Source organism: uncultured Methanobrevibacter sp. (assembly GCF_902770715.1).
GTDB lineage: Archaea > Methanobacteriota > Methanobacteria > Methanobacteriales > Methanobacteriaceae > Methanocatella.
In genome coordinates, this window is sequence record NZ_CACXTS010000016.1 from 12,291 (window position 1) to 34,929 (window position 22,639).

Here is a 22,639-nt window from a genome sequence, read left to right on the forward strand (position 1 = left end):
GAACAATAAATAATATATTTATAAACAAAAAAGAGGTTATGAAATTGGCAGTTTGCTTACCCGATACTCAAGACGATGCTCCAAGTATACCTATAAAATTAACAAGAGTGGGCGTGACTGGAGTTAAAAAATTATTACAATTAGAACGAATAAATAAAAGACCAATAATTCTATTACCTACTTTTGATGCATTTGTAGACTTACCAAATGATCAAAAAGGCGTGCATATGTCTAGGAACCCGGAAGCAATTAGTGAAGTTCTCGAAACTGTTGCTGAAGATTCTACAGTAGATATTGAATCATTGTGTGCAAAAATTGTTGATAAAATGATGACCAAACATGAATATGCAAGACGTGTCGAAATATCCATGACAACTGATTTTATGTTCATGAAAGAGTCACCAGTGACTAAAAATAAAACCCAAGAAATGGCTAAATTAATAGCTAAAGCTGTTGGAATCAGAGAAGATGACGGCACTGTTGAAATTAGAAAAAGCATTGGTGCTGAAGTTATTGGAATGACCGTGTGTCCATGTGCACAAGAATCCGTAAAAGAATCTGATAAGAACAAATTATTAGAATTTTTAGATGAAGAAACTACACAAAAAGTTTTAGATACAGTTACTTTTGCTTCACACAACCAAAGAGGCGTAGGAACCATATTAATTGAAGTTCCTGAAGATAAAGCCATTAAAGCTGAAGATTTAATCGATATTATTGAAAGTTCAATGAGCTCACCTGTTTGTGAATTACTCAAAAGACCTGATGAAAACGCAACTGTATTGAACGCTCACAGAAAACCTGTTTTTGTTGAGGATTGCGTTAGAAACATGATGGAAAAAATCGTGGAAACATATCCGAACTTGCCTGATGATACTTTAATCACAGCACGTCAGGAAAATCAGGAAAGTATCCACAGACACAATGCTTTTGCAGAAAAAGTAACAACATTCGGTGAATTAAGAGAAGAATTAAACATTCAATAGGACTTGATTTAATGAAAAAAACTTATGAAATTGCAGGACAGGTAATGGGCTTTTTTGATTCATTTAAAGGTTCCAGGCCTGCAATAAATAATAATAAAATATTGATTGTAAGGGGAAGATCAAGAACCGTTGTTCCGATATCTGAATTTGACGCCAAACTTACGGAAATAGGTGAAATTCTAGGCGGAACTGAAATAGATGCTTCTTCAGATAAGATAACAGATATTCTCAAATCTGGAGATAAACACATAAAAGAAAGTGTAAACGATGCTGCTGATATTGATGAACATGGTTTCATGAGAATGAAAGACGAACTTGAATCAATGGGGCTTGTCGTTGGATATAAAGTGTTTGAATTGCCATCTTTTGATGTTGTCGTTGCTATCTGGGAAGATAAAAATGAACTTCCTCCACTTTATGTTGAAGTTACCGTCTCCGAACGTGAAGTGTAAATAATGAACTCAAATTTAACAAAAGAAGATATTCTCCAAATATTGAATGCTACAGACGGCGAGATAATAAATTACATGTCTCAAACTGTGCAATATAGGGAGAATAATCTTATTACTTATTCTAAAAATGTATTCATACCATTGACTGAAATTTGCAGGAATGACTGTGGATACTGTAATTTTAAAAAGAATCCTGATGATCCCGAAGCCATAATCCTTAAAACCAAACAGGAGGTTTTAGAAAGCTTAAAAGAGGCTGAAAAATATGGCTGTAAAGAGGCTCTTTTTACTTTTGGTGAAGATGCCGACGAAGAGGAAATCGTTCAGCTAAAGTTAGCCGAATACGGCTATGATTCAATGATTGACTACATTGTAGACATTTGTCAAATGACATTGGATGAGACAACATTGCTGCCCCATACCAATGGTGGAAACTTCAGTTTTGATGATTTGAAAAAATTGAAGGAAGTCAATGCATCATTAGGTTTAATGCTTGAAAATTCATCATCCAGATTGATGGAACTGCCGGCTCATAAAAAAAGTCCTGGAAAGAATCCTGAATTAAGGCTTGAAACAATAGCAAATGCAGGAAAGCTTAAAATTCCATATACCACAGGCATTTTAATTGGAATTGGTGAGACAAAAGAGGAAGTTGCAGAATCTTTACTTGCCATTCGTGACTTATATGATAATTATGGGCATATCCAGGAAGTCATCATTCAAAATTTCACACCAATACCTGGAATTGAAATGGAATACTGGCCGGAACCAAGCTTTTTGGATATGATTAGAACCGTGATTGCCGGGACACTATTGTTTGGAGATACCGACGTCAGCATTCAGGTTCCTCCTAACTTAAACAATGACACTGCCCAAATATTTTTGCTATGTGGAGCTGATGATTGGGGAGGAGTTTCACCCGTGAGCCCGGATTATGTGAATATCACATCACCGTGGCCTGGAATCGATGAGCTTGAAAAATTAACCGAAGATGCAGGATTTGAACTAATCGAAAGATTATGCGTTTATGAAAAATACGTCAACAATGAATGGCTAAACGATATTATATTGGAAAAGATTTCTAATTTATCCTTGCATCGACAACAATGTGTTCCACACCAGGAGCATATTTTTTAATTTTATTTATTTTTAACAATTCAACATCACGACCGTTAGCCTGAGAAATGATTCTGTCCAAAGGCCTTGTATCCATCAGCTTTTCCGGAACCGTTTCATGATAATGAAGAATTCCGCCTTCATTCAAACTATTTATTGCAACATTCAGGTAATGATGTGTTGTTTTTACATAACCCATTATGATCCTATCGGCCTTGAATTTGGGAGTTTCAATTTTACAGTCCCCCAAAATAGGAGTTATATTGTTCAATTTATTCAATTTGATATTTTCACATAAAAACTCATAGGAATTGGGATTTATCTCGATGGAAATTATTTCCTTCGCATTTGCATGAACACCAATAGGAATGGAGAAATATCCAATGCCCGCAAACATGTCAATGACGGTTTCATCATCATCAACCAATTTGGCAATTCTCAACCTTTCATTGTTATTTCCCTTAGACCACATGACCTTTGCCAAATCAAGTTTAAATAAGCAGCCGTTTTCCTTATTGATCGTTTCGGTTTCGCTTCCATAAAGAATTTTATAAACTGGTTCTCTTTTGGTTCCTTGAATATGATTAATCTTCATTATTGTTTTAACATGGTGTTTTTTAGATAAACTTTCAAAATCCTCTTTTGGATAGCTATTATCTAAAATTAAAATATCTCCAATTTTTTTATATTTCATTTAGTCACCCTTGAAAGAAAAGTTTATATATGCAAATAGCTAATATTAATATTGTTAGTTTATACTAATTATTGATTCTGATTTTAAATAAAATTAATAGTAAAACATTAATTTATTTTGTTAATAACCTATGAGTAGTTGAAATTAGATATTTTAAATACTTATATGAGGTGTATTTAAATGGATGATAAGATACTAGAAGGTACAACAACCGTCGGAATTACATGCAAAGACGGAGTTGTATTTGCAAGCGAAAGAAGAGCTAGTATGGGAAACCTTGTAGCTCACAAAGTAGCAGAAAAAATATTTAAAATTGACGATCACATTGTAACAACCATTGCTGGATCTGTTGGAGATGCTCAAAGTTTAATGAAAGTTATTGAAGCAGAAGTCTCATTATACCAAATGAGAAACAATGATTCAATCAGCGTTAAAGCTGCAGCTTCATTAACCGCAAATATCTTACGTTCCGGACCAATGTATGTTCAAACATTACTTGGTGGAATGGATGGGGACAAACCATCTCTTTACTCCTTGGATGCAGCAGGTGGTATGATTGAAGACACTTACATTTCAACTGGTTCAGGATCTATCGTAGCTTACGGAGTTCTTGAAGACAGATTTAGAGATGACTTGACAACTGACGAAGGAATTGAAATAGCCATAAGAGCTATCAGAGCTGCTGCTGAACGTGACACCTACTCAGGAAACGGGTACTTAGTCGCTAAAGTGGACAAAGACGGCTTTGAAATGTTAGATAATGAAAAAATTAAAGAGATTTTGGATAAAATATAAGCAAAACTAATTTTTCATAACTAACTATTTTTTTATATAAATGGTGTACATAGTTTATGAAAATTAACTAATTATAGCTTAAAGCTTTTCATAAACTATTCTAATACACTCACTTTTTTTGAAGGGATTATATGACTTCAGATATTTTAGAGAATATTAAAAAAGAGATTTTGCAAAAACTACCAAACGAAATTCAAGTTTCAAAGGTGGAATTTGAAGGGCCGGAAGTAGTAGTTTATACCAAAAATCCGGAAATTATAACAGAAAATGGCGACCTAATAAGGTCACTTGCAAAAGAACTCAGGAAGAGAATTATCATCAGGTCAGATAAAAGCGCTTTACTCGAACCTGAAGAAACTATCAATAAAATTCATGAAATAGTTCCAGATGGTGCTGAAATTACTGATATTTACTTTGATACAGTTACCTGTGAAGTGGTCATTACTGCTAAAAAACCAGGACTTGTTATTGGAAAATATGGTGTTACATCAAGAAACATTGTAAAAAATACTGGATGGGCACCTAAAATCTTAAGAACTCCTCCAATAAGTTCAGACATCATTGGAAAAATTAGAACTATTCAAAAAAATAGCAGTAAAGACAGAAAAAAATTATTACAACGTCTTGGACGTCAAATTCACCAAGGAAGCAAATATCCTAATGACTGGGCAAGAGTTACTTCAATGGGTGGATTTAAAGAGGTCGGACGTTCATCAATGCTTTTACAAACACCTAACAGTCGTGTTTTATTAGATTGTGGTGTTAACGTTGCTGCATCAGACAATAAAAATGCATTCCCATACTTGAATGCACCTGAATTTTCAATTGAAGAATTAGATGCAGTTATCATATCTCACGCTCACTTAGATCACTGCGGATTTGTACCATACTTATTCCATTACGGTTATGATGGACCTGTATACTGTACAACCCCAACAAGAGACTTGACTACTCTTTTACAATTCGATCATTTAGATATTGCCCACAGAGAAGGCAACCCTTTACCATTCACATCCAAACATGTTAAACAAGCAATTAAAAATACAATAACTTTGGATTATGGTGAAGTAACCGACATTTCCCCGGATATAAGATTAACATTACATAATGCAGGACACATCTTAGGTTCAGCAATCTCCCATATGCACATTGGAGACGGAGCTCACAACTTGGTATATACAGGAGACTTTAAATACGAACCATCCAGATTATTGGAACCTGCAACAATTCGTTTCCCACGTGCTGAAACAGTTATTATGGAAAGTACTTATGGTGGAAGAGAAGATGTGCAACCTTCAAGAAACAATGCTGAAAAAGAAATGATGAAAACCATCTACAAAACACTTAAACGTGGAGGAAAAGTGTTAGTGCCAGTATTTGCAGTAGGAAGGGCACAGGAACTTATGGTCGTTTTAGAAGAATACATGAGACATGGATTAATCGAAGAAGTACCAATTTTCATTGATGGAATGATTTGGGAAGCAACAGCAATCCATACCGCAAGACCAGAGTACTTGAGCAAAGACTTAAGAGACCAAATATTCCACATGGGCAGAAACCCATTTGTTTCAGAAATGTTTGAAAAAGTTCAAAATTATGATCAAAGAAAAGAAATTGTTGAAAGCAGACAACCGGCAATTATCTTATCTACATCAGGTATGTTAACCGGTGGAAACTCTGTCGAATACTTCAAATGGTTATGTGAAGATGAAAGAAATACCTTAATCTTCGTAGGATATCAATCCGAAGGTTCCATGGGTAGAAGAGTTCAAAAAGGCTGGAAAGAGATTCCACTTGAAGACGATGATGGAAGAAAACGTGAATTCCATGTTAAAATGGAAGTCAAAACAATTAATGGATTCAGTGGTCACTCAAATAGAAGACAATTAATGGAATATGTCAAAAGACTCAATCCAAGACCTGAAAAGGTCATTACCTGTCACGGAGACCCATATAAAACTGTGGACCTTGCGTCCTCAATTCATAGAAGTTACAAAATTGAGACCAAAACTCCAATCAATTTAGATTGCGTAAGAATTCATTAATAATAAATACTAATTGGAACATAATATTATTATGGATAATGTTGTAAAATCTTTACAACATTTAATTTTATTTTTAAATAGGTGTAAATATGGTTACTTATTCAGAATCAGGCGTTGATATTGATTTAGAAGCAGTTACAGTTTCAAAATTAGCTGACAAACTTAAATCAACATTAGAATGTAGAGATATTATTACCGACAGTGGTCATTATGCCGCTTTAGTCAGATTAGGAGATAAAGCTATTGCAATGAGTACTGATGGTGTTGGAAGTAAAATTTTAATTGCTGAAATGATGAACAAATACGATACAGTTGGTATTGACTGTATTGCAATGGTAGTCAACGACATTTTATGTGTCGGTGCAGAACCTATTGCATTAGTTGATTATCTTGCTGTTGAAAAACCTGATCCTGAAAGAGCAGCAGAAATTGCTGAAGGTCTTGTCAAAGGAGCAAATGAGTCTAGAATCGCAATTATTGGTGGGGAAACAGCATCCCTTCCGGGAATAATTAAAGATTTCGACCTTGCAGGAACTGGAATCGGATTTGTAGATATCGATAAAATCATTACCGGAGAAAATATCCAACCTGGAAATGTTTTGATTGGTATTGAAAGTAACGGTATACACTCCAATGGATACAGTTTAGCTAGAAAAGCATTATTCGATGATGCCGGCTTGACTGTTGATGATAAAATGCCTAATGGTGAGACTACTGTTGGTGAAGAATTAATCAGACCAACTGAGCTTTACGTTAAACCTATCGTTGCACTATTTGAAAAAGAATATGATATCAATGGACTTGCACACATTACCGGAGGCGGATTTACAAATCTTAGACGTTTGAAAAAAGGTGTAGGATATGACATCAACAACCTCCCTGAAGTTCCGGAAATATTCAAACTTATTTATGAACAAAATGTTGACATCAAGGAAATGTACAGAGTTTTCAATATGGGTGTCGGTTTTGTTGTCATCTGCGAAGAAAGCGAAGCAGATAAAATCATGGATACTTTAAAAGAATACTGCAATTGCCAAATCATCGGTAGCGTAACTGATGATGAAAAGATTACTGTCAAAGCATTTGAAGGATCTGAAATTGAATACTGATTTAATTAACTAATAAGGAGTGATAAAATGAAGATAATGAAAGATAAGGAAATAGCTCTTGTAAAGGAAATATTAAAGGAATTAGGAGCTAGCGAAGAAGATCAAGAATTAGTGGCAGAGGCTACTATTGATGCAGACTTAAAAGGATTTACATCACATGGGCTCGGAAGATTCCCACAATACCTCATTAGTATTAAAGCAGGAACAATCAATTTAGAAGACAATATCACTATTGAAAAAGAAACTCCGGCTATTGCATTAATTAACGGTAACAGCGGATTTGGACAAGCTGTATCTTACAAAGCTATGCAGATTGCAATCAAAAAAGCTAAAGAAGTGGGTATTGCATGTGTTGGTGTTCACAATACCAATCACTTTGGAGTTACTGGATTCTATTCCGATTTGGCATTAAGAGAAAACTGTATCGGTTTAGTGCTTGCAAATACTGACCCGGCTATTGCACCTTTAGGAGGTAAAGAACCTTTAATCGGAACCAATCCTCTTGCATTAGGAATTCCATCAGACTCATACATTACTGTAGATATGGCAACTTCAGTCACTGCACGTGGTAAAATCATCGAATCAAAAAGAAAAGGAATGGATTTGCCTGATGGCTGGGCATTAGATGCAGATGGAAACCCAACCAATGATCCGGAGGAAGCATTGAAAGGATCAATCTTACCATTTGGTGGATTTAAAGGATATGCACTTGCATTATTAATTGAAATCTTAACCGGACCATTAGTACAGGCTGGATACGGTCATGGAGTTACAGGTACCGCATCTCCAGATAAGGACTGTACCAAAGGAGATTTATATGTAGTTATTGACCCTTCAAAATTCGGAGACTTTGATGAATTCAAAGCACATACCGAAGATTTTGTTGCACAAGTCAGAGCTACCGGTGAAAACGTTGCCATCCCTGGTGATTTGGAAGTCAAAAGAATTGCTGAAGCTGAAACCAATGGTGTGGCAATTGATGAAAAATTATATGAACAATTAAAAGGAATCTGTGATGATTTAGATATCGATTTGGATTCCTACTTAGAAGAATAAATACTATTCTTCTTAAAAATTCTTTTTTTTATGAACCTATCGACATTACCCAATATTCTTATCGTTGAATGGAATTAAAATCCATTTGAATTTGTAACAAATAAAACAAAAATGATTATATAGACCTGGTACATAAATATATAATGTTTAGAAAACTAATTATTAGTACAAAAAATGAACTTATTCTTAATGAATTCTTTAAAAAGGAGGATAAAAAGTTATGAAACTTAAAAACTCTTATGTCTTATTAATGGTAATGGCAATATTTCTATTAATAAGTGTAGGGTCCGTCTGCGCTAGTGAAATTGCTGATGTAGATGATGTTGTTTCAGCAGATGACGGATCCGATGTCGTGCTTGCAAATGAAAGTGCGGCACCAACAATAGACACTAAAATTGTTTCAGACGATAATGTAAGAATAGAAAAGGGACAGGATCAAAAGATTCCTGTGACCGTGAATGACAATGCGTCTAAACCTATTAGTGTTTCAAAAGGGGACCTTAAAGTTAGTAAAGGTTCAGAACAATTAAATTTTACATACTCAAACGATGAAATAAAACTTTCCAAAAACTTAACTAGTGGTAATCACAGCTTACTTATAACTTATTTAGGAAATGATATTTACAAAAATTCTACAAAAAACATTATTCTATCAATAGTTGGAGATTACAAAATCAAAGTAAGTGAGGGAACTGTAGACCAGTCAAATAAAGCTGAAATACCTGTCACAGTCACTAATGATGTAGATACCAAAAGTTTAACTAGAACTGGATTTAATATTCGTGTAGGTTCTGGGGATGACTCTGTGAGAATATCCCCCTCAGGATTTGAAAATGGAAAATTAATATTTAACATACCTGAGAGTGTAGAAAACATTACTTCCAAGGATATTACAATTACTTATTCAGGAATTCCCGGCAAAACTCTTACAACAACTACAAAATTAAAAAGAGTTACAGCTATTAAAATTATTCCAATAATTTCTGAAGCATATTACCAAGACGGTAATTTCACTTTCAAAGTTGTTGATTTTTATAATGAAACAAAAGTAATGTCCAATCAAACAATATCAATTAACGGACAATACAACAAATCAACCATTTATTGGGATATCAAACAAACTGGTGGAAATAGTATATCATTAAGTACAACAAAAAATATCAAAACCGATGAAAACGGAATTGCAACCTTTAAAAATATTAATTTCTATCCCGGTTTAATTATAATTAACACTGATATCTATGCTCCTGCTGGAACCTACAATGTAACAGTTTCCGCAGGAAGCGGATTTACAGGACAATACGTTGGAACTATAAATATTAAAAAAGTCAATGCAAAAGTATCAGTTGAAAAATATAGTGAATACTTTGGAACAAACAAAAATGTTAAAATCACTGTTGTAAATGCAGAAACCAACAAACCATTAGTTGGCGTTCCAGTATACTTTAAAATGACTGACAGCGCAGGTAAAGAAATTACATTCACAACTACCGGTGCAAATAATACAACAGTCAGAGTAAATATCATATCAACTAATTCAAAAGGCAGCTTTGAACTTCCTATCAGTAATTTAATGCCAGGATCATATTCAGTTGCTACATCATTAAATGAATCTGTTAGTTACAGTGCATCCAAACATACCGGAGCTGTAACAGTTAAAAAAATTCCAATAAAATATACCATAAGCACTACTGGAAAAATTACAGTTACAAATAAATTAACTGGTAAAAAAGTTCCAGGAGCTATTGTATTAATAAAATATGATAAAAGTAAGAATAAACAATTCATTACACAAACTACAACTGGAGTAATTGAAATTGTCACCGTTGGAAAACACACAGTGCAAGTAGTTAACGAAGATCCTAGATATAGCGCCAAAGCAGTTACTAAAACCATATCAAATAAAAAAATAACTGCAAAAGCAAGTGCTCCAAAAGTAACTACTTATTATAAAGCAGGAAAATACTTTACTGTAAAATTAACCAACAGCGCTAAAAAACCGATTTATGATGCTAAACTTAATATTAAAGTTTATGTATCCTCTAGCAGATACTACAATTACAAAGGAAATACCGGAATTGATGGTAAAATTAATTTAGGATTAGACAGTTTAAAACCTGGAACCTACAAAGTTGTAGTGACAAGTGGAGCTACTAAAAACTTTGCACTTAAAAAGGTTACATCAAAAATCGTTGTTAAAAAAGCTCCGGCTAAATTAACTCCTACAAAATTGACTGCTAAAAAAGGCGTTAAAAAATACTTTAAGGTTACTGTGAAAAACACAAAAACTAAAAAAGTAATTAAAGGAGTTAAAGTAAAAATCAAAGTTTACACTGGTAAAAAATACAAAACATACACAGTGAAAACCAATTCAAAAGGAATTGCAAACCTCAATGTCAAATCCTTAACAGTTGGAAGCCATAAAGTTGTTGTTAGTTCTGCAAACAAATATGTTGTTGCAAAAGCTGCAAAATCAACTATAAAAATAACCAAAAAATAAATTCAAAGAGAATTAACTTTCTCTTACTTTTTTTCTTTTATATACTTAGCATAAAAACCGTCAGTATCAGCATATATTGTATAGAAACCATATTCTTCCGCTTTTTTTATTGAAGATTTGATATATTGCCTTCCCCATGAAGTAATTGCCTTTGCACATTCAAAGGAATACCATCTGAATCGTGGAAAACCATAAATACCATACATTGTATTTGCAAGACGCTTTATGGCTTGCTGCTGAACATTCAAAGCCTTTCTTTCAGTTTCATCATCTGAAGCTTTCATTTCACGTTTGATTCTGAAACGCTCCTGCAAGATTTTATCGATGACTGATGGAATAAAACCTTGCGGCTCTTTTTTAAATTTTAGGCCATGTTCCGGAGAAATATTGTACTCATCCTCATTTTCAACATCCCCCAAAACCATTACATCGGGAGATATGTTTTTTGAAATGATTATGCTTGGATATAGGCTTCTAAAGTCGAACTGAACAAGGTTTTCATGCAAACCCTTTTCAGGTTCTCTTACATAACCACCTTCATTATCTTCTGCTGCAGCCCTGTTGGCAAAGTTTGCGCCTTGCTTATTTGGAACAACCTCTTCATCAAAATAAGCCTGTTTTACTAAAAACCATTCTGCCTGTTGGCCTGTCGCCATACGTGAAACATCAAATAAAGGTTGGCCTATAATACGGGTAAGTTCAAGATTGAGCGGTAAAGTCTGTTCTGCAATTTTTAATGTTGAAACTACATCATCCAAAGAATAATCAAACAAGTTATCTAGCTCTTCACCACCATTATCCCAGAACTCCCAAATCCTATCGCCGGGAACGTCAATTTTTTCCTCTCCAAACAGTTCATAATAGACCCTTTCTAATGTGTATCTTTCAAGAGTCATGTATCTTCTCATCACCAAATATAAATCAACATGAATCAAACCTTTAAAAGACGCTGCATTTGCATAGCCTCTTCTGATAAAACGAATATCTGATCCGTCCATTCCGATATCCAAATCAACACCTAAAATCTTTGCCCTATCCTTAAGGTACGGAAAATCGAAGTTGTCTGAATTATAACCGACCAGAATATCAACATTATTATCCTTAATAATCTGGACAAACTCCTCAATCATTTCCTTTTCAGATGCAACTTGATTTACAAAGTCATCCCTCTCCCAGGAATTTGTTTTGGTTGAGATTACCTGATTGACACCGAAGTTGCTTGCAACACCAATCATGATAATTTCATCAACTTCAGAGTTTGGCATTCCATGAGGGTTTCTAACTTCCAAGTCAAAACTTAAAATACGAAAATCATGAGGATAATCAGGAACACGTTTCAAACCTTCTGTGAGCTTAATTATCTCCACATCATCCTTATTCGAATCCAAATCTAGAAACGAATCGATTTTTTCCCCAATTGCAACAACTTCAGTCATAGGTATTACGTCACGATCCATCAGATACCTTCTATAAAACGGAATGTCAAATTCTCTTATTTGAATTACGCTTTCTAAATCTCTTAGATTATCCCTATTTTTTGCAAGTTCCTGAGGATGTTTGAATGTGACTTTTAAAAATTCCTTTTCAATTTGGAAATCCTTTTTTAGAACTTTATCAATTCTGACAACTTCCAGATTATCTTCAATTTCAGTTATGCATTCGTCCAAATCATCGGACATCACATATAAATACGGTTCGAAAGTATCATCTATTAAAACTATGTTTTTATCCCCATCTTTTGAAAATAGCCTTATTACAGGCTTATCTTCATAAGTAACATAATCAATATCCAATATGACGACATTTCTCTGCATTTATTCATCCCCAATAAGATATTCTTTTCTGTAACTATCCAATACAACATAGGTAACTCCCAATATTAGAGGACCTACAATAAAACCAACAATTCCATAAACCAAAGGTCCAGACAGGAATCCTACAAGCAAGATTAACGGATGTATGTCTGCATAATGGCTTGAAAGCGCCGGCCTTATATACATATCAACAGTACTCAGGAAAAATCCGAACAGTAAAACAATTATTGCACGAGGATAATTTCCACCTAACACATCTATGAAGAATAACGCCCAATATATAGGCCAAGGTCCAAAAACAGGAATCAATTGCAGAATGCCTGTAATGACCCCCAAAAAGATTCCAAAAGGATAACCTAAAATGGAATATCCGATGCATCCAAAAATACCAATTATCACTGATGTTAAAAAGTGACCATAAAATATGCTTCTCAAAACATCCTTTACAGATTCGACAGTATTGTCAAAAAATTCCTTGGATTCATCAGGGACAAAATCTCTAATAAAATTAAAACATCTGCCACCATCACGAACAAAATAAAATATTGAACAAACCAAAATAAACAAATCTAAAGTGATATTGGCAAATTTGCTTAAGGCTGTTGCAGAATAATTCAATAAGAATCCTGAAATGGACTCGAATGAATTATTTAAATATGTGGAAACAGAAGTAGGATCACCTTCTACAGGCAAATAGGTTATAAATTGAGATAGGGAGGCATTGAATTCCATGTATGAGCTGCTTGCAAGCATTGATGTTATGAGTGATGACATTTCATATGTGATATATCCCACCAGAAGCACCAATGGAATTAAGACAAGAACCATCGCAAGCAAAATAGAAACAGAAGAATATTTTAGCTTGGATTGAATCTTCAAGGCAATCGGCCTAATTCCATAAGCCAAAATGGCTCCCAATATAATCATTTTTAAAACTGGAAAAACGAACATTAAAGATAAAATTAACAAGAAAATAACCAATAAAACTGGGAAAGATAAATGCTCCTTAATGTCAACTGCCATCTTATCAACCTAACCTAATATTTTACACCGGATGCATCTCTTCTGTATTTGCCGAATTCTGTAATCTGATAAATCTTATCATTTTCAAAAACAGGTCCCTCAACGCAAATTCTCCAGCCTTCACCGTCAACGCAACACTGGCCACATACTCCAAGAGCGCATTTCATATATCTTTCAAGGGAATACTGGGCAGGAATATTTGCCTCTTCAAGAATATCGAATAATCCTTTCATCATTATCTCAGGACCGCATACAAATGCATAATCATAATGTGAACCTTCAAGCAGATCAGCAGTGCAATCTGTTGCAAATCCTTCGAATCCGAAACTTCCATCATCTGTACAATGATAAATTGTAGCGCCTAATTTTTCGAGAGAGTCAGCATACAACAATTCGTCTTTTGTTACTGCAGCTGAAACAACATCAACATTGTTTCCTTTTTTAATCAAGTCACTGGCAATCGCATTAATAGGAGCCATTCCGACACCTCCCCCAATCGCCAGGATATTTTTGCCTTCAAAGGAATTGTTAAAGCCATTTCCGTAGCTGCCTCTAACGCCAATTTTATCGCCGACTTTCAAATCATGCAATTGTGAAGTGAACTCACCGATATTTTTTACGGTAATTGCAAGTTCATTATCATTGATTTGAGCTATGGACATAGGCTTTTCATTTTTAAAGTTCCAAATCATAACAAACTCACCAGGATTTGGAGTTCCTAATTTATCCATATCCCAATTAAATTTGAAAGTCTTGATTGTAGGAGTTTCATCAATAATCTCAGTAATTTCAACTATTTTCGGTTCATTAATCATAATTACAACTCCCTGTGCGCTAATCCAACCATTTCATCAATGGAGGAATATCCTTTTTCAGCCATGAATTTTTCTAATCCTTTGTTAATGTCATCAAATACAGTGACACCCTCATCCATAATTGCAGTACCAATTTGAACTGCACGTGCGCCTGCAAAAATAAATTCCACAACATCCTCGAATGTGTAAATTCCACCGACACCAATCAATGGAATATCAACAGCTTCATAAACGGAATAAACATTGCTGATGGCTATCGGCTTGATTGCACGACCGCTCATTCCTCCAGACTTATGGAATAAAACTGGACGGGCAACATCGATGTTGATTTTCATTCCAGGACCTAATGTGTTAATCAAGGACAGGCAATCTGCCCCTGCATCTTCACAGGTTTTGGCAATTTCAGTAATGTCAGTTACATTAGGTGTTAATTTTGCTATAATCGGAACATCAGCCGCATCCTTTGCAGCAGAAACGATAGTATGACTTAAATTACAATCCTGACCGATTGATGCTCCATAGCCTTCCATTGCATGAGGACAGGAAATATTCAACTCAATCATATCAACATAATCCTGAACTTCACCAACCAATGTAGAGAACTCTTCAGGATTTGCACCGTAAATAGAAGCAATCACAACATTATTTTCCCTTTCTATTTTCTTTAATTCTTCCTTGAAATTATCAACACCAGGATTTGAAAGGCCAATTGCATTTAAAATGCCTCCATCAACTGCAACGGTTGTTGGATTTGGATAACCTGGATGAGGATTAAGAGAAAAAGATTTTGAAACAACCCCCCCGGCACCTGATTTTAAAATCCAATTCATTGACGAAGCATTGCTTCCCATAATTCCTGCAGCCAACATCAGAGGATTTCTGAATTCGACTCCACAAACATTTGTTTTTAACATAATATCAACTTTGTAATTAATTATTTAATTAGTTTTTGTAAATTTATCAATTATTTCTTGATATTTTTCATTTTGTAATTTTAAACTTATTATATTGGTCTTGTTGGATTTGATTATTTCTTCTTTGGATTTTATTAGATTGGAAATTTGTTCGTCCTGTTTTTCAATTATTGCATCTTTCTGTTTGAGCAAATCTTCATATGTTTTAGAGATTTTTCTAAGCTGAAGCTCAAGGTTTTCAGTGTTGGAATTCATCTGGCTCTTATAGTCATCTATCAGAGACCTTAAATATCTAACTTGATCCTGCTTATCTTCAATTATTGAATCCTTTTCCTTAATTTTTTGAGACAAATCATCAAGCTCCTTGATTCTTGCCTTATCGTAATCAATCTTGGTATCAATCTTATCTTCCAAATTCTTATTTGCATATTTCAATTTGGTGGAATAAAGTTTCAGCTTATTTATTTCATCAGTCTTATCTTGAATATCCATATTAAGCTCATCAATTTCGGCATTTTTCAATTCAAGTTCATATTCCAAATCTTTTAATCTCTGTTCTGACATAACTACAAATCCAAAAATAGTAATAACTCAATGAAATTTAATTTAAATTTTGAATAAATTAAATCTTTTCATATCATGACAATGCTTATTAGAAATAAAAAAAATATTTAATCTTATGGAATGTTATATAACTTACTGTGTTAAAGGATTTTTAGCCTTCAATAGTGAAAATGAGGTAATAGCTAAAAAATTATTTCCAAATGAAAAAATAATCCAAAGATTAGCTGAAATTAATGATAAGAAAATTGTTAAAGAGGAACTGGACATCATTGAAGAAGTTTCTAAAGATTTTGATGAAATTATTATAGAGTCAAATAAAAGGCAATCAGACTATAATAATGAAAAGGTCACTATCAAAAATCCGAATCAGGGTGGAGAATACCTAAGAGAAAATTATGACAAATTTGACCTGAATTCCAAGGACATTACTGAGATATATAGAAATTTGGCGATTCATGATATTAAGGCATCTGCCTCTGAAGACAAACATTTAATACAGGCAATCAACTCCATTGATGAAATTGACGAAAGTGTTTCCAAACTGATAGAACGAATCAGAGAATGGTATGCACTATATTTCCCTGAAATGGATGTTATCAAAAATAATGAAACTTACATAAAATTAATTTCACAAAACAAAACAAAGAAAGACATTGTTGAAGCTAAACCAGATGCATTCCCACGCGAAATTATTGACATTGATGAGGACATAGACCCTAAAGATTTAGAAATAATGAACAGCTATGCAAAATCCATTTATGAGCTACAAAAATCTAGAAAAAATATCGAAGAATATATTGATACAAAAATGGAATCCATAGCTCCTAATTTAAAGCTTTTAGTAGGCCCTACATTAGGGGCCAAATTAATTTCACATGCCGGTGGTCTTAAACGGTTAGCAATGTATCCCTCAAGCACCGTTCAAATCATGGGGGCTGAAAAAGCATTATTCAGACATTTAAAAAGCGGAGATCGCCCTCCAAAGTATGGATTAATATACCAACATCCACAAGTAAGGGGCGCTAAATGGTGGAATCGCGGAAAGGTTGCAAGAATGCTTGCAGGAATGATATCCCTAGCCGTTAGAAGAGACGTTTTTACAAAGACTTTTGATGAAAATGCATCAGATGAATTCAAATCAAAAGTTGAAGAGATTGAAAAGAACAATCCATTTCCAACAAAGACAACTAAAAAGAGAAAAGAAGAAAAGTCCAAATCCAAAAAAAGTAAGCGAAAAGGCAAAAAAAGAAATAAGAGGAGATAAAGCATGAATGTCTATTTTAAAGATGGAAATATCGCCACCAAAAATTTAAATCCAGGAATCTCAGTTTACGGTGAAGAGCTAATTCAAGAAGATGAAGAATATAGAATATGGAATCCTAGACGTTCAAAATTATCAGCAGCCCTCTTAAATGGATTAAAAAATCTGAACATCGAGGAGACTTCAAAAGTCTTATATCTTGGTGCATCAACCGGAACCACCGTATCCCATATTTCAGATATTGTAATTAATGGAAGAATATATGCCGTTGAATTTTCACCAACAACAGCGAAAAAATTGGTTCAACTCTCACGTCAAAGGCTTAATATTGCTCCGATTTTAGGTGATGCAACCAAACCTAAAGGATATCTTAATATAGTCGAAAAGGTGGACTTAGTATACTGTGATGTTGCTCAGCCAACACAAAGTGAATTGTTTATGAAAAATATGAATATGTTTTCAAAGGATGATGGTCTTGGCCTTTTAATGATTAAAGCTAGAAGTATAGATGTTGTACAAAAACCTAAAAAGATTTTCAAGGAACAAGAGAAGAAATTGAAAGAAAAAGGTTTTAAGATTATTGAAAAAGTAAAACTGGAACCATACGAAAAAGACCATATTGCATTATTAGTAGAAAAAAATTTTTAAAAAAAAACAACAATTTTTCACTAGCAAATCGGCAAAAAAATAGCTCTGAGCAATGTAAAAAATTACTACAAAATAGCTAAAAAAGTATTACTTAGATACCTTTTTATACTAGAAAATTAAATATTACATATGCTAATGCAAATAAAATAAAAGTTCATTGAAACGTCCTTTAGGTTGATTCACTCTATTAATCACTCCATTTAACTAAAGCCTAAAGGCATGAACTTATTTTATTAAAATACTATTTTTTAGAAGACTTTTTTTCAAAGATGATTTTGCTTATTTTATTTAAAAAAGTATTACTCTAATGAGCTTATTTTTGACTACAAATTTACTACATAAACTGAAATTTCAAATTATCAAAAACATTAGAATGAAATTAATTTTGGGTCAATTACCATATTGGTATTGGCAAATAAAAATGATGTTAAAATCTAATGGAGAAAATAACCCCCTAGAAATAATTTTGAAAAAAATCTGTTTTTCCAAAAAATATGAGAGACCCACTAAGAAAATACCTATCGAAATATTGCAGAATCAATTAATAAAATTGGTTGTTTAATCAAAAACCTATAATTTAATATAAGCTACATTAACAATTAAGAAATGAAAGTTATAAAAAATATAAAAATAATCATGAAATATAGATGAACTTAAATCTTTTTAGCAATTACATCAAAAATGATTTTTGCAATTTCTCTTTTAGATGCTAACGGAACAGACAAAACCTCATCATCGACAATCAACACCTCATTGGTATCAGATCCAAAATGACAATCGTTTTTAGAGATATCATTGGCTATGACCAAATCTGTGCCTGCCTGTTCAATTTGTTTTCTTGCACAACCGATTATTTCATCCCGTGAAATATTGAATTCCGCCTTAAATCCTACCAGGAAAATATTTGGATTAATCTTTTTAACTTGACGAATGATTTTTGTTGTCGGCTTGAGATTTAAAAATAAAGAACTGCTTGAATCTATTTTTTTATCATCTTTCTTCTTAAATTCAAAGTCGGAAACCGCTGCAGTAGAAATGAAAATATCAAAATCAGGAATTAATTTTAAAATAACCTCATTCATTTCGCTGCTTGTCTCTACACGAATAACATTGAAAACAGATGGAATCTCAACGCTAACATTGGCAACAACCAATGTCAAATCGGCACCCCTAATGTATGCTTCCTTTGCAAGCGCCAAACCCATTTTTCCGGAGGATTTATTAGTTATTCCCCTTACAGAATCTATAGGTTCATATGTCCCTCCGAGACTAATTAAAATCTTTTTACCTATAATAAGATCAATCCCTTTTATTTAAATTAATAGTTCTTAATGATTCAAGAACAATATCTTCTTTTGATGGGAATTTGGCTTTTCCTTCATCCATTCTAGGTTTGATAAAAATAGCTGAATTTTCATTTTTGATTTTTTCAATGTTTTCTTTGATTGCCTTATACATTGAATCATGCATGGACGGAACAAATATGATTGGAGTATCATGACCATATGCTGTTATCAGCAGGGTTGAAATCGGGTCATCGGCAATTTTATATGCAAATTTGGAAATGGTATTTGCAGTAGCCGGAGCGACAAGTATCAAATCCTCTTGAGAATATCTCACATGTTCAATCTTTCCGGTCAATTTGGTTACAACCTCATTTCCGGTTGCAAATTCCATTGCATTCGGATGAATTATCTCACATGCAGCTTCGCTCATGAAACATTTGACATCAATATCATTGCGTTTAAGTTCACGAGCCAATTTAATAGATTCAGTAGCTGCAATACTGCCTGTAACACACAATACAATCATAAATTACACCATTATCTTAAAATTATGTGACTTGAATATCTGACAACATATAATCAAAGATATACAAATCGTTTTCAAAGTCTGCAGTCGGTGCACTATACATCATTACATAAGCCTGGCCACCTTTTTCAAACCAAACCGCTTTATGTTCCCTTTCAACACCGTTTTCAGTAGATGTATAGATGTACTCCACAGCGTCAATGTTACTAATCATCAATCCGCCGGATGAGATTAATTCAAAGGAGGAATCCTTCTGCATTGACCTGTATGTATCATTGACAAATGAATAAAATTCTCCTTCAATAGGCTTTTTCTCAAAATTAATATTGACTTGTCCAACACCAAAGGAATCGATGGAACTCAATTTTGACAAAGCCATGAATGAATAATTGGAAGTTGACTCAGAATAACCCCAATTGGAAGGATAATGAACAACTATACCGTTTTTTGATAAAGTTTCCATTGTAACTTCACTAGGATTCTCATCAGCAGCATAAACACATGAAAATGCGCAAATAATCAATAATAAAATTGAAATAACTATAATGCTTCTTTTTAAAATACTGTTTTTCATGATATCACCTCAGGAATATTTGAGACTAGTAGTCGTTACTACTTCCTCCCTCGTTTGATTCTGAGTTACTTGATTGACTATCACTTCCACTATCATCATAAGCGCCAGAATCATAGTTTGAACTGCTTGAAGAGTAATCAGACGAACTGCTTGAAGAGTAATCGGATGAGCTGTAGGATGAATCTGAAGTAGTTTCAACATCATTATCATAATTTGATGAATCATAGGAACTGTATGAATTAGTGTATGTGGAAGTATTAGTAACCACATTTTCATTAATATCAGGGAATGCAGTATCTTGAACCATAGCTACAGTAGTAGTGTCAGATATAGAATCAAAATCTAAATTAAAAACACCATAACCCACACCGACAGTGAAACCTAAAACTAATATCAACAACAATAATAACTTAAAGGTACTGCTGTCCATAGATTTCTTTTCTTTTTTATTATATCGGGCATCATCCTTTTTGGGATTGATGATGTATTTTTGAACTAAATCTTCTTTTTCCTTTTTATTTCTTGCAGATTTTCTGACCTTTTTCTTTTTGGTAGTATCAGAAGTTGATTTACCTTGCATAGATCTTATTCTTTGAGTAGCCTCTTTTGCATCGATAGCATTTAATTTATCTTCATATTTAGAACGAAAATAGCTGTATTTTTCTGGAGAAATTTTCCCTACTTCATAATCAGCTTCTAAACTATCCATGATTTTCAGAAGTTTTTCTCTATCATTTGGCATTACTTGCCTCCCTGAATTATTATAATATAATTTATTATAAAACAGTAATTTATACTTTTACCTGAATGCCGGATAGGAACCTAAAACTTTTAGGAAATAAGTGTTTTCATCTATTTCATTTAGAATATCCTTAACAAGATCACTGTCCAGATGACCATTAAAGTCAACGAAAAATAAATATTTGCCTAAACCCTTTTTAGAAGGTCTGGACTCGATTTTAGTCAAGTTAATATTATTCTTTTGAAAAATTCCCAGTATCTTGTATAAACCACCAGGCTTATCCTCGTAGATTGAAAAAATAATTGATGTCTTGTCGTTTCCTGTGGGTTCATTGCACTCTTTTGAAACAACGACAAATCTGGTCTCATTGTTGTCAGTGTCTTGGATATTGGCTTCAAGAATTTCTAAATCATATAACTCAGCTGCTTTCACATTACCAATAGCTGCCTTGGCTTTATCGCCAATGATACTTTTAGCTGCACTTGCAGTGCTTACAGCATAGTGAGGCTGTATATTATGTTCGCTTATGAACTCCTGGCATTGGGATATTGCTTGTGCATGAGAGTAGACATCCTCAATATCCTCCATGGAAGTTCCAGGATTTACAATCAGGTTTTGATTAATTGGAATGATAATCTCGTTGAAAATTTTCAAATCATATTTATGGGCAAGTGAATCCAAAGTAATCCCGACCGGCCCTTCAATTGAGTTTTCAATCGGAACAATGCCAAAGGCTGATTCTCCATTAACAACACTTTCCAAAACAGCCGGAATTGTACAATAAGGAATTAATTCGTCACCGATTATATTTGCGGCTTCATGAGTGAAAGTCCCTTTAGGACCTAAAAAAGAGATTAATGTAATATGAATCACTCCTTAAAAAAATAAAAAAAAGATAAATTAAGATTCTAATTTTTCAATTAGTCTTAATATATCAGTTTGTGTAATGATACCAACGACTTTGCCTTCTTCAACGACAGGCAAACCATTGTATCCTGTTTCCATCATTATTTTAGAAACCTCAGAAATTGACATTTCTTTTGAAACATAAGATGGATTTGAAGACATTATGTCTTCAACAAAAACCTCTTTGATTTGAGTTTTTTGATATTTTTCAGGAACGTTCTTTCTAAAGTCAATGAATGCTCTCATCAGATCTTTAGAAGTGATCATTCCCACCAGTTCATCATCATCAATAACAGGCAATCTTCCAACATTAGCATCCATCATTTGTCTTCTTGCATGAACGAGCCTATCTGTTGGAGCAACTGCTACTACATCCTTTGTCATGATTTCTTTTACAGTTATCTTATCAAATGCAATTCCAACGGCAAGAGTTACAAAATCAGCCTTGGAAACAATTCCAACCATTTCATCATCTTTCATGACTGGAACGGATCCAATACCGTTATCTAACATTATTTTTGCCACTTCACCTAATTGCATTGTTTCAGGAACTGTAATTACATCTTTAACCATTACAGATGAAATATGGAATCTTGATGCAGGCATACTTTCGGATTTTGAAGAACCAAGTTTAGTGGCAATATCCCTTTCGGATATGATTCCAACTAGTTCTTTATGATTAACTACTGGCAAACGGGATACATTATGTTTACGGAATAATTTTAATGCATCTGAAAGATTTTGGTCTTTGTCTACAGTAATTAAATCCTCTGACATCAAATTCTTAATTTGCATATTATCATCTCCTATTGT

At 33.6% G+C, this 22,639-nt stretch carries 22 protein-coding genes; 10 read left to right on the forward strand and 12 right to left on the reverse strand.

The annotated features are described in order from the left end of the window. Nucleotides 1-44 precede the first annotated feature (44 nt). Genes mptA through cofG form a run of 3 tightly spaced genes read left to right on the forward strand, consistent with a single transcriptional unit; the run spans nucleotide 45 to nucleotide 2,575 of the window. Nucleotides 45-986, forward strand: a complete 942-nt coding sequence (gene mptA, locus QZU81_RS06010) for a GTP cyclohydrolase MptA (protein ID WP_292826997.1) — start codon at nucleotides 45-47, stop codon at nucleotides 984-986. An 11-nt stretch (nucleotides 987-997) separates the two neighbouring features. Beyond that, a complete protein-coding gene (locus QZU81_RS06015) occupies nucleotides 998-1,438 on the forward strand; it encodes a DUF2120 family protein (RefSeq protein ID WP_295590321.1) in 441 nt (146 codons plus the stop codon). 3 nt (nucleotides 1,439-1,441) lie between these two features. Continuing rightward, nucleotides 1,442-2,575, forward strand: coding sequence for a 7,8-didemethyl-8-hydroxy-5-deazariboflavin synthase subunit CofG (gene cofG, locus QZU81_RS06020; RefSeq protein ID WP_295590324.1), 1,134 nt, complete (start codon nucleotides 1,442-1,444; stop codon nucleotides 2,573-2,575). Here the strand turns inward: cofG and QZU81_RS06025 are convergent. Continuing rightward, complete coding sequence (locus tag QZU81_RS06025) at nucleotides 2,520-3,248, reverse strand: class I SAM-dependent methyltransferase family protein (RefSeq protein ID WP_295590327.1); 729 nt, start codon at nucleotides 3,246-3,248, stop codon at nucleotides 2,520-2,522. The genes cofG and QZU81_RS06025 overlap by 56 nt on opposite strands. A gap of 180 nt (nucleotides 3,249-3,428) precedes the next feature. Between QZU81_RS06025 and psmB the strand changes: the two genes are divergently transcribed. The 5 genes from psmB (at nucleotide 3,429) to QZU81_RS06050 (ending at nucleotide 10,753) form a co-directional block, all read left to right on the forward strand. Beyond that, nucleotides 3,429-4,043, forward strand: coding sequence for an archaeal proteasome endopeptidase complex subunit beta (gene psmB / locus QZU81_RS06030; protein WP_292826985.1), 615 nt, complete (start codon nucleotides 3,429-3,431; stop codon nucleotides 4,041-4,043). A gap of 131 nt (nucleotides 4,044-4,174) precedes the next feature. After that, entirely contained in the window at nucleotides 4,175-6,088 is a 1,914-nt protein-coding gene (locus QZU81_RS06035; protein WP_292826982.1) for a beta-CASP ribonuclease aCPSF1, read from the forward strand. An 89-nt stretch (nucleotides 6,089-6,177) separates the two neighbouring features. Continuing rightward, a complete protein-coding gene (gene purM / locus QZU81_RS06040; protein WP_295590330.1) occupies nucleotides 6,178-7,197 on the forward strand; it encodes a phosphoribosylformylglycinamidine cyclo-ligase in 1,020 nt (339 codons plus the stop codon). Between the two features lie 27 nt (nucleotides 7,198-7,224). Then, nucleotides 7,225-8,253, forward strand: coding sequence for an L-sulfolactate dehydrogenase (gene comC, locus QZU81_RS06045; RefSeq protein ID WP_295590334.1), 1,029 nt, complete (start codon nucleotides 7,225-7,227; stop codon nucleotides 8,251-8,253). Between the two features lie 220 nt (nucleotides 8,254-8,473). After that, nucleotides 8,474-10,753: a hypothetical protein gene (locus QZU81_RS06050; protein WP_295590337.1), complete on the forward strand. Its 2,280-nt coding sequence runs from the start codon at nucleotides 8,474-8,476 to the stop codon at nucleotides 10,751-10,753. Between the two features lie 23 nt (nucleotides 10,754-10,776). Here QZU81_RS06050 and QZU81_RS06055 read toward each other — a convergent pair whose 3' ends face one another. From QZU81_RS06055 to QZU81_RS06075, 5 genes are read right to left on the reverse strand one after another with little or no spacing between them, the layout of a single operon-like run. Beyond that, complete coding sequence (locus tag QZU81_RS06055) at nucleotides 10,777-12,567, reverse strand: DNA-directed DNA polymerase (protein WP_295590341.1); 1,791 nt, start codon at nucleotides 12,565-12,567, stop codon at nucleotides 10,777-10,779. After that, nucleotides 12,568-13,590, reverse strand: a complete 1,023-nt coding sequence (locus QZU81_RS06060; protein WP_295590342.1) for an AI-2E family transporter — start codon at nucleotides 13,588-13,590, stop codon at nucleotides 12,568-12,570. It abuts the gene before it with no gap. Between the two features lie 14 nt (nucleotides 13,591-13,604). Continuing rightward, nucleotides 13,605-14,405 (reverse strand): dihydroorotate dehydrogenase electron transfer subunit, encoded by an 801-nt coding sequence (locus tag QZU81_RS06065; RefSeq protein ID WP_295590344.1) that lies wholly within the window; start codon nucleotides 14,403-14,405, stop codon nucleotides 13,605-13,607. Nucleotides 14,406-14,407: 2 nt separating this feature from the next. Beyond that, nucleotides 14,408-15,319: a dihydroorotate dehydrogenase gene (locus tag QZU81_RS06070; RefSeq protein ID WP_292826960.1), complete on the reverse strand. Its 912-nt coding sequence runs from the start codon at nucleotides 15,317-15,319 to the stop codon at nucleotides 14,408-14,410. Nucleotides 15,320-15,343: 24 nt separating this feature from the next. Next, a complete protein-coding gene (locus QZU81_RS06075; protein ID WP_295590347.1) occupies nucleotides 15,344-15,883 on the reverse strand; it encodes a glycosyl transferase in 540 nt (179 codons plus the stop codon). A 115-nt stretch (nucleotides 15,884-15,998) separates the two neighbouring features. Between QZU81_RS06075 and QZU81_RS06080 the strand changes: the two genes are divergently transcribed. Both QZU81_RS06080 and QZU81_RS06085 read left to right on the forward strand, forming a co-directional pair. After that, nucleotides 15,999-17,147, forward strand: a complete 1,149-nt coding sequence (locus QZU81_RS06080; RefSeq protein ID WP_295590350.1) for an NOP5/NOP56 family protein — start codon at nucleotides 15,999-16,001, stop codon at nucleotides 17,145-17,147. Nucleotides 17,148-17,150: 3 nt separating this feature from the next. Then, nucleotides 17,151-17,792: a fibrillarin-like rRNA/tRNA 2'-O-methyltransferase gene (locus tag QZU81_RS06085; RefSeq protein ID WP_295590353.1), complete on the forward strand. Its 642-nt coding sequence runs from the start codon at nucleotides 17,151-17,153 to the stop codon at nucleotides 17,790-17,792. Nucleotides 17,793-18,445: 653 nt separating this feature from the next. Here QZU81_RS06085 and QZU81_RS06090 read toward each other — a convergent pair. Genes QZU81_RS06090 through QZU81_RS06115 form a run of 6 tightly spaced genes read right to left on the reverse strand, consistent with a single transcriptional unit; the run spans nucleotide 18,446 to nucleotide 22,621 of the window. Continuing rightward, nucleotides 18,446-19,066 (reverse strand): phosphopantothenoylcysteine decarboxylase, encoded by a 621-nt coding sequence (locus tag QZU81_RS06090; protein ID WP_342764264.1) that lies wholly within the window; start codon nucleotides 19,064-19,066, stop codon nucleotides 18,446-18,448. Between the two features lie 25 nt (nucleotides 19,067-19,091). Then, the gene (locus tag QZU81_RS06095) at nucleotides 19,092-19,604 is read right to left on the reverse strand and encodes a flavoprotein (RefSeq protein WP_295590356.1); all 513 of its coding nucleotides are present in this window, start codon (nucleotides 19,602-19,604) and stop codon (nucleotides 19,092-19,094) included. 22 nt (nucleotides 19,605-19,626) lie between these two features. Next, a complete protein-coding gene (locus QZU81_RS06100; RefSeq protein ID WP_295590359.1) occupies nucleotides 19,627-20,178 on the reverse strand; it encodes a PsbP-related protein in 552 nt (183 codons plus the stop codon). A gap of 25 nt (nucleotides 20,179-20,203) precedes the next feature. Continuing rightward, nucleotides 20,204-20,920, reverse strand: a complete 717-nt coding sequence (locus QZU81_RS06105) for an endoglucanase (RefSeq protein WP_292826942.1) — start codon at nucleotides 20,918-20,920, stop codon at nucleotides 20,204-20,206. 57 nt (nucleotides 20,921-20,977) lie between these two features. Continuing rightward, nucleotides 20,978-21,784, reverse strand: a complete 807-nt coding sequence (gene pheA, locus QZU81_RS06110) for a prephenate dehydratase (protein ID WP_292827050.1) — start codon at nucleotides 21,782-21,784, stop codon at nucleotides 20,978-20,980. A 36-nt stretch (nucleotides 21,785-21,820) separates the two neighbouring features. After that, nucleotides 21,821-22,621 (reverse strand): CBS domain-containing protein, encoded by an 801-nt coding sequence (locus QZU81_RS06115; RefSeq protein ID WP_295590362.1) that lies wholly within the window; start codon nucleotides 22,619-22,621, stop codon nucleotides 21,821-21,823. Between the last annotated feature and the right edge of the window lie 18 nt (nucleotides 22,622-22,639).

Coding starts and splice junctions, on each gene's coding strand:
- QZU81_RS06070 (WP_292826960.1), bottom strand. CDS start 15,319: ATGTTAAAAACAAATGTTTGTGGAGTCGAATTCAGAAATCCTCTGATG.
- QZU81_RS06015 (WP_295590321.1), top strand. CDS start 998: ATGAAAAAAACTTATGAAATTGCAGGACAGGTAATGGGCTTTTTTGAT.
- QZU81_RS06100 (WP_295590359.1), bottom strand. CDS start 20,178: ATGAAAAACAGTATTTTAAAAAGAAGCATTATAGTTATTTCAATTTTA.
- QZU81_RS06055 (WP_295590341.1), bottom strand. CDS start 12,567: ATGCAGAGAAATGTCGTCATATTGGATATTGATTATGTTACTTATGAA.
- QZU81_RS06085 (WP_295590353.1), top strand. CDS start 17,151: ATGAATGTCTATTTTAAAGATGGAAATATCGCCACCAAAAATTTAAAT.
- purM (WP_295590330.1), top strand. CDS start 6,178: ATGGTTACTTATTCAGAATCAGGCGTTGATATTGATTTAGAAGCAGTT.
- psmB (WP_292826985.1), top strand. CDS start 3,429: ATGGATGATAAGATACTAGAAGGTACAACAACCGTCGGAATTACATGC.
- QZU81_RS06080 (WP_295590350.1), top strand. CDS start 15,999: ATGGAATGTTATATAACTTACTGTGTTAAAGGATTTTTAGCCTTCAAT.
- QZU81_RS06115 (WP_295590362.1), bottom strand. CDS start 22,621: ATGCAAATTAAGAATTTGATGTCAGAGGATTTAATTACTGTAGACAAA.
- QZU81_RS06060 (WP_295590342.1), bottom strand. CDS start 13,590: ATGGCAGTTGACATTAAGGAGCATTTATCTTTCCCAGTTTTATTGGTT.
- QZU81_RS06105 (WP_292826942.1), bottom strand. CDS start 20,920: ATGCCAAATGATAGAGAAAAACTTCTGAAAATCATGGATAGTTTAGAA.
- cofG (WP_295590324.1), top strand. CDS start 1,442: ATGAACTCAAATTTAACAAAAGAAGATATTCTCCAAATATTGAATGCT.
- comC (WP_295590334.1), top strand. CDS start 7,225: ATGAAGATAATGAAAGATAAGGAAATAGCTCTTGTAAAGGAAATATTA.
- QZU81_RS06035 (WP_292826982.1), top strand. CDS start 4,175: ATGACTTCAGATATTTTAGAGAATATTAAAAAAGAGATTTTGCAAAAA.
- QZU81_RS06065 (WP_295590344.1), bottom strand. CDS start 14,405: ATGATTAATGAACCGAAAATAGTTGAAATTACTGAGATTATTGATGAA.
- QZU81_RS06095 (WP_295590356.1), bottom strand. CDS start 19,604: ATGATTGTATTGTGTGTTACAGGCAGTATTGCAGCTACTGAATCTATT.
- QZU81_RS06075 (WP_295590347.1), bottom strand. CDS start 15,883: ATGTCAGAACAGAGATTAAAAGATTTGGAATATGAACTTGAATTGAAA.
- QZU81_RS06050 (WP_295590337.1), top strand. CDS start 8,474: ATGAAACTTAAAAACTCTTATGTCTTATTAATGGTAATGGCAATATTT.
- QZU81_RS06025 (WP_295590327.1), bottom strand. CDS start 3,248: ATGAAATATAAAAAAATTGGAGATATTTTAATTTTAGATAATAGCTAT.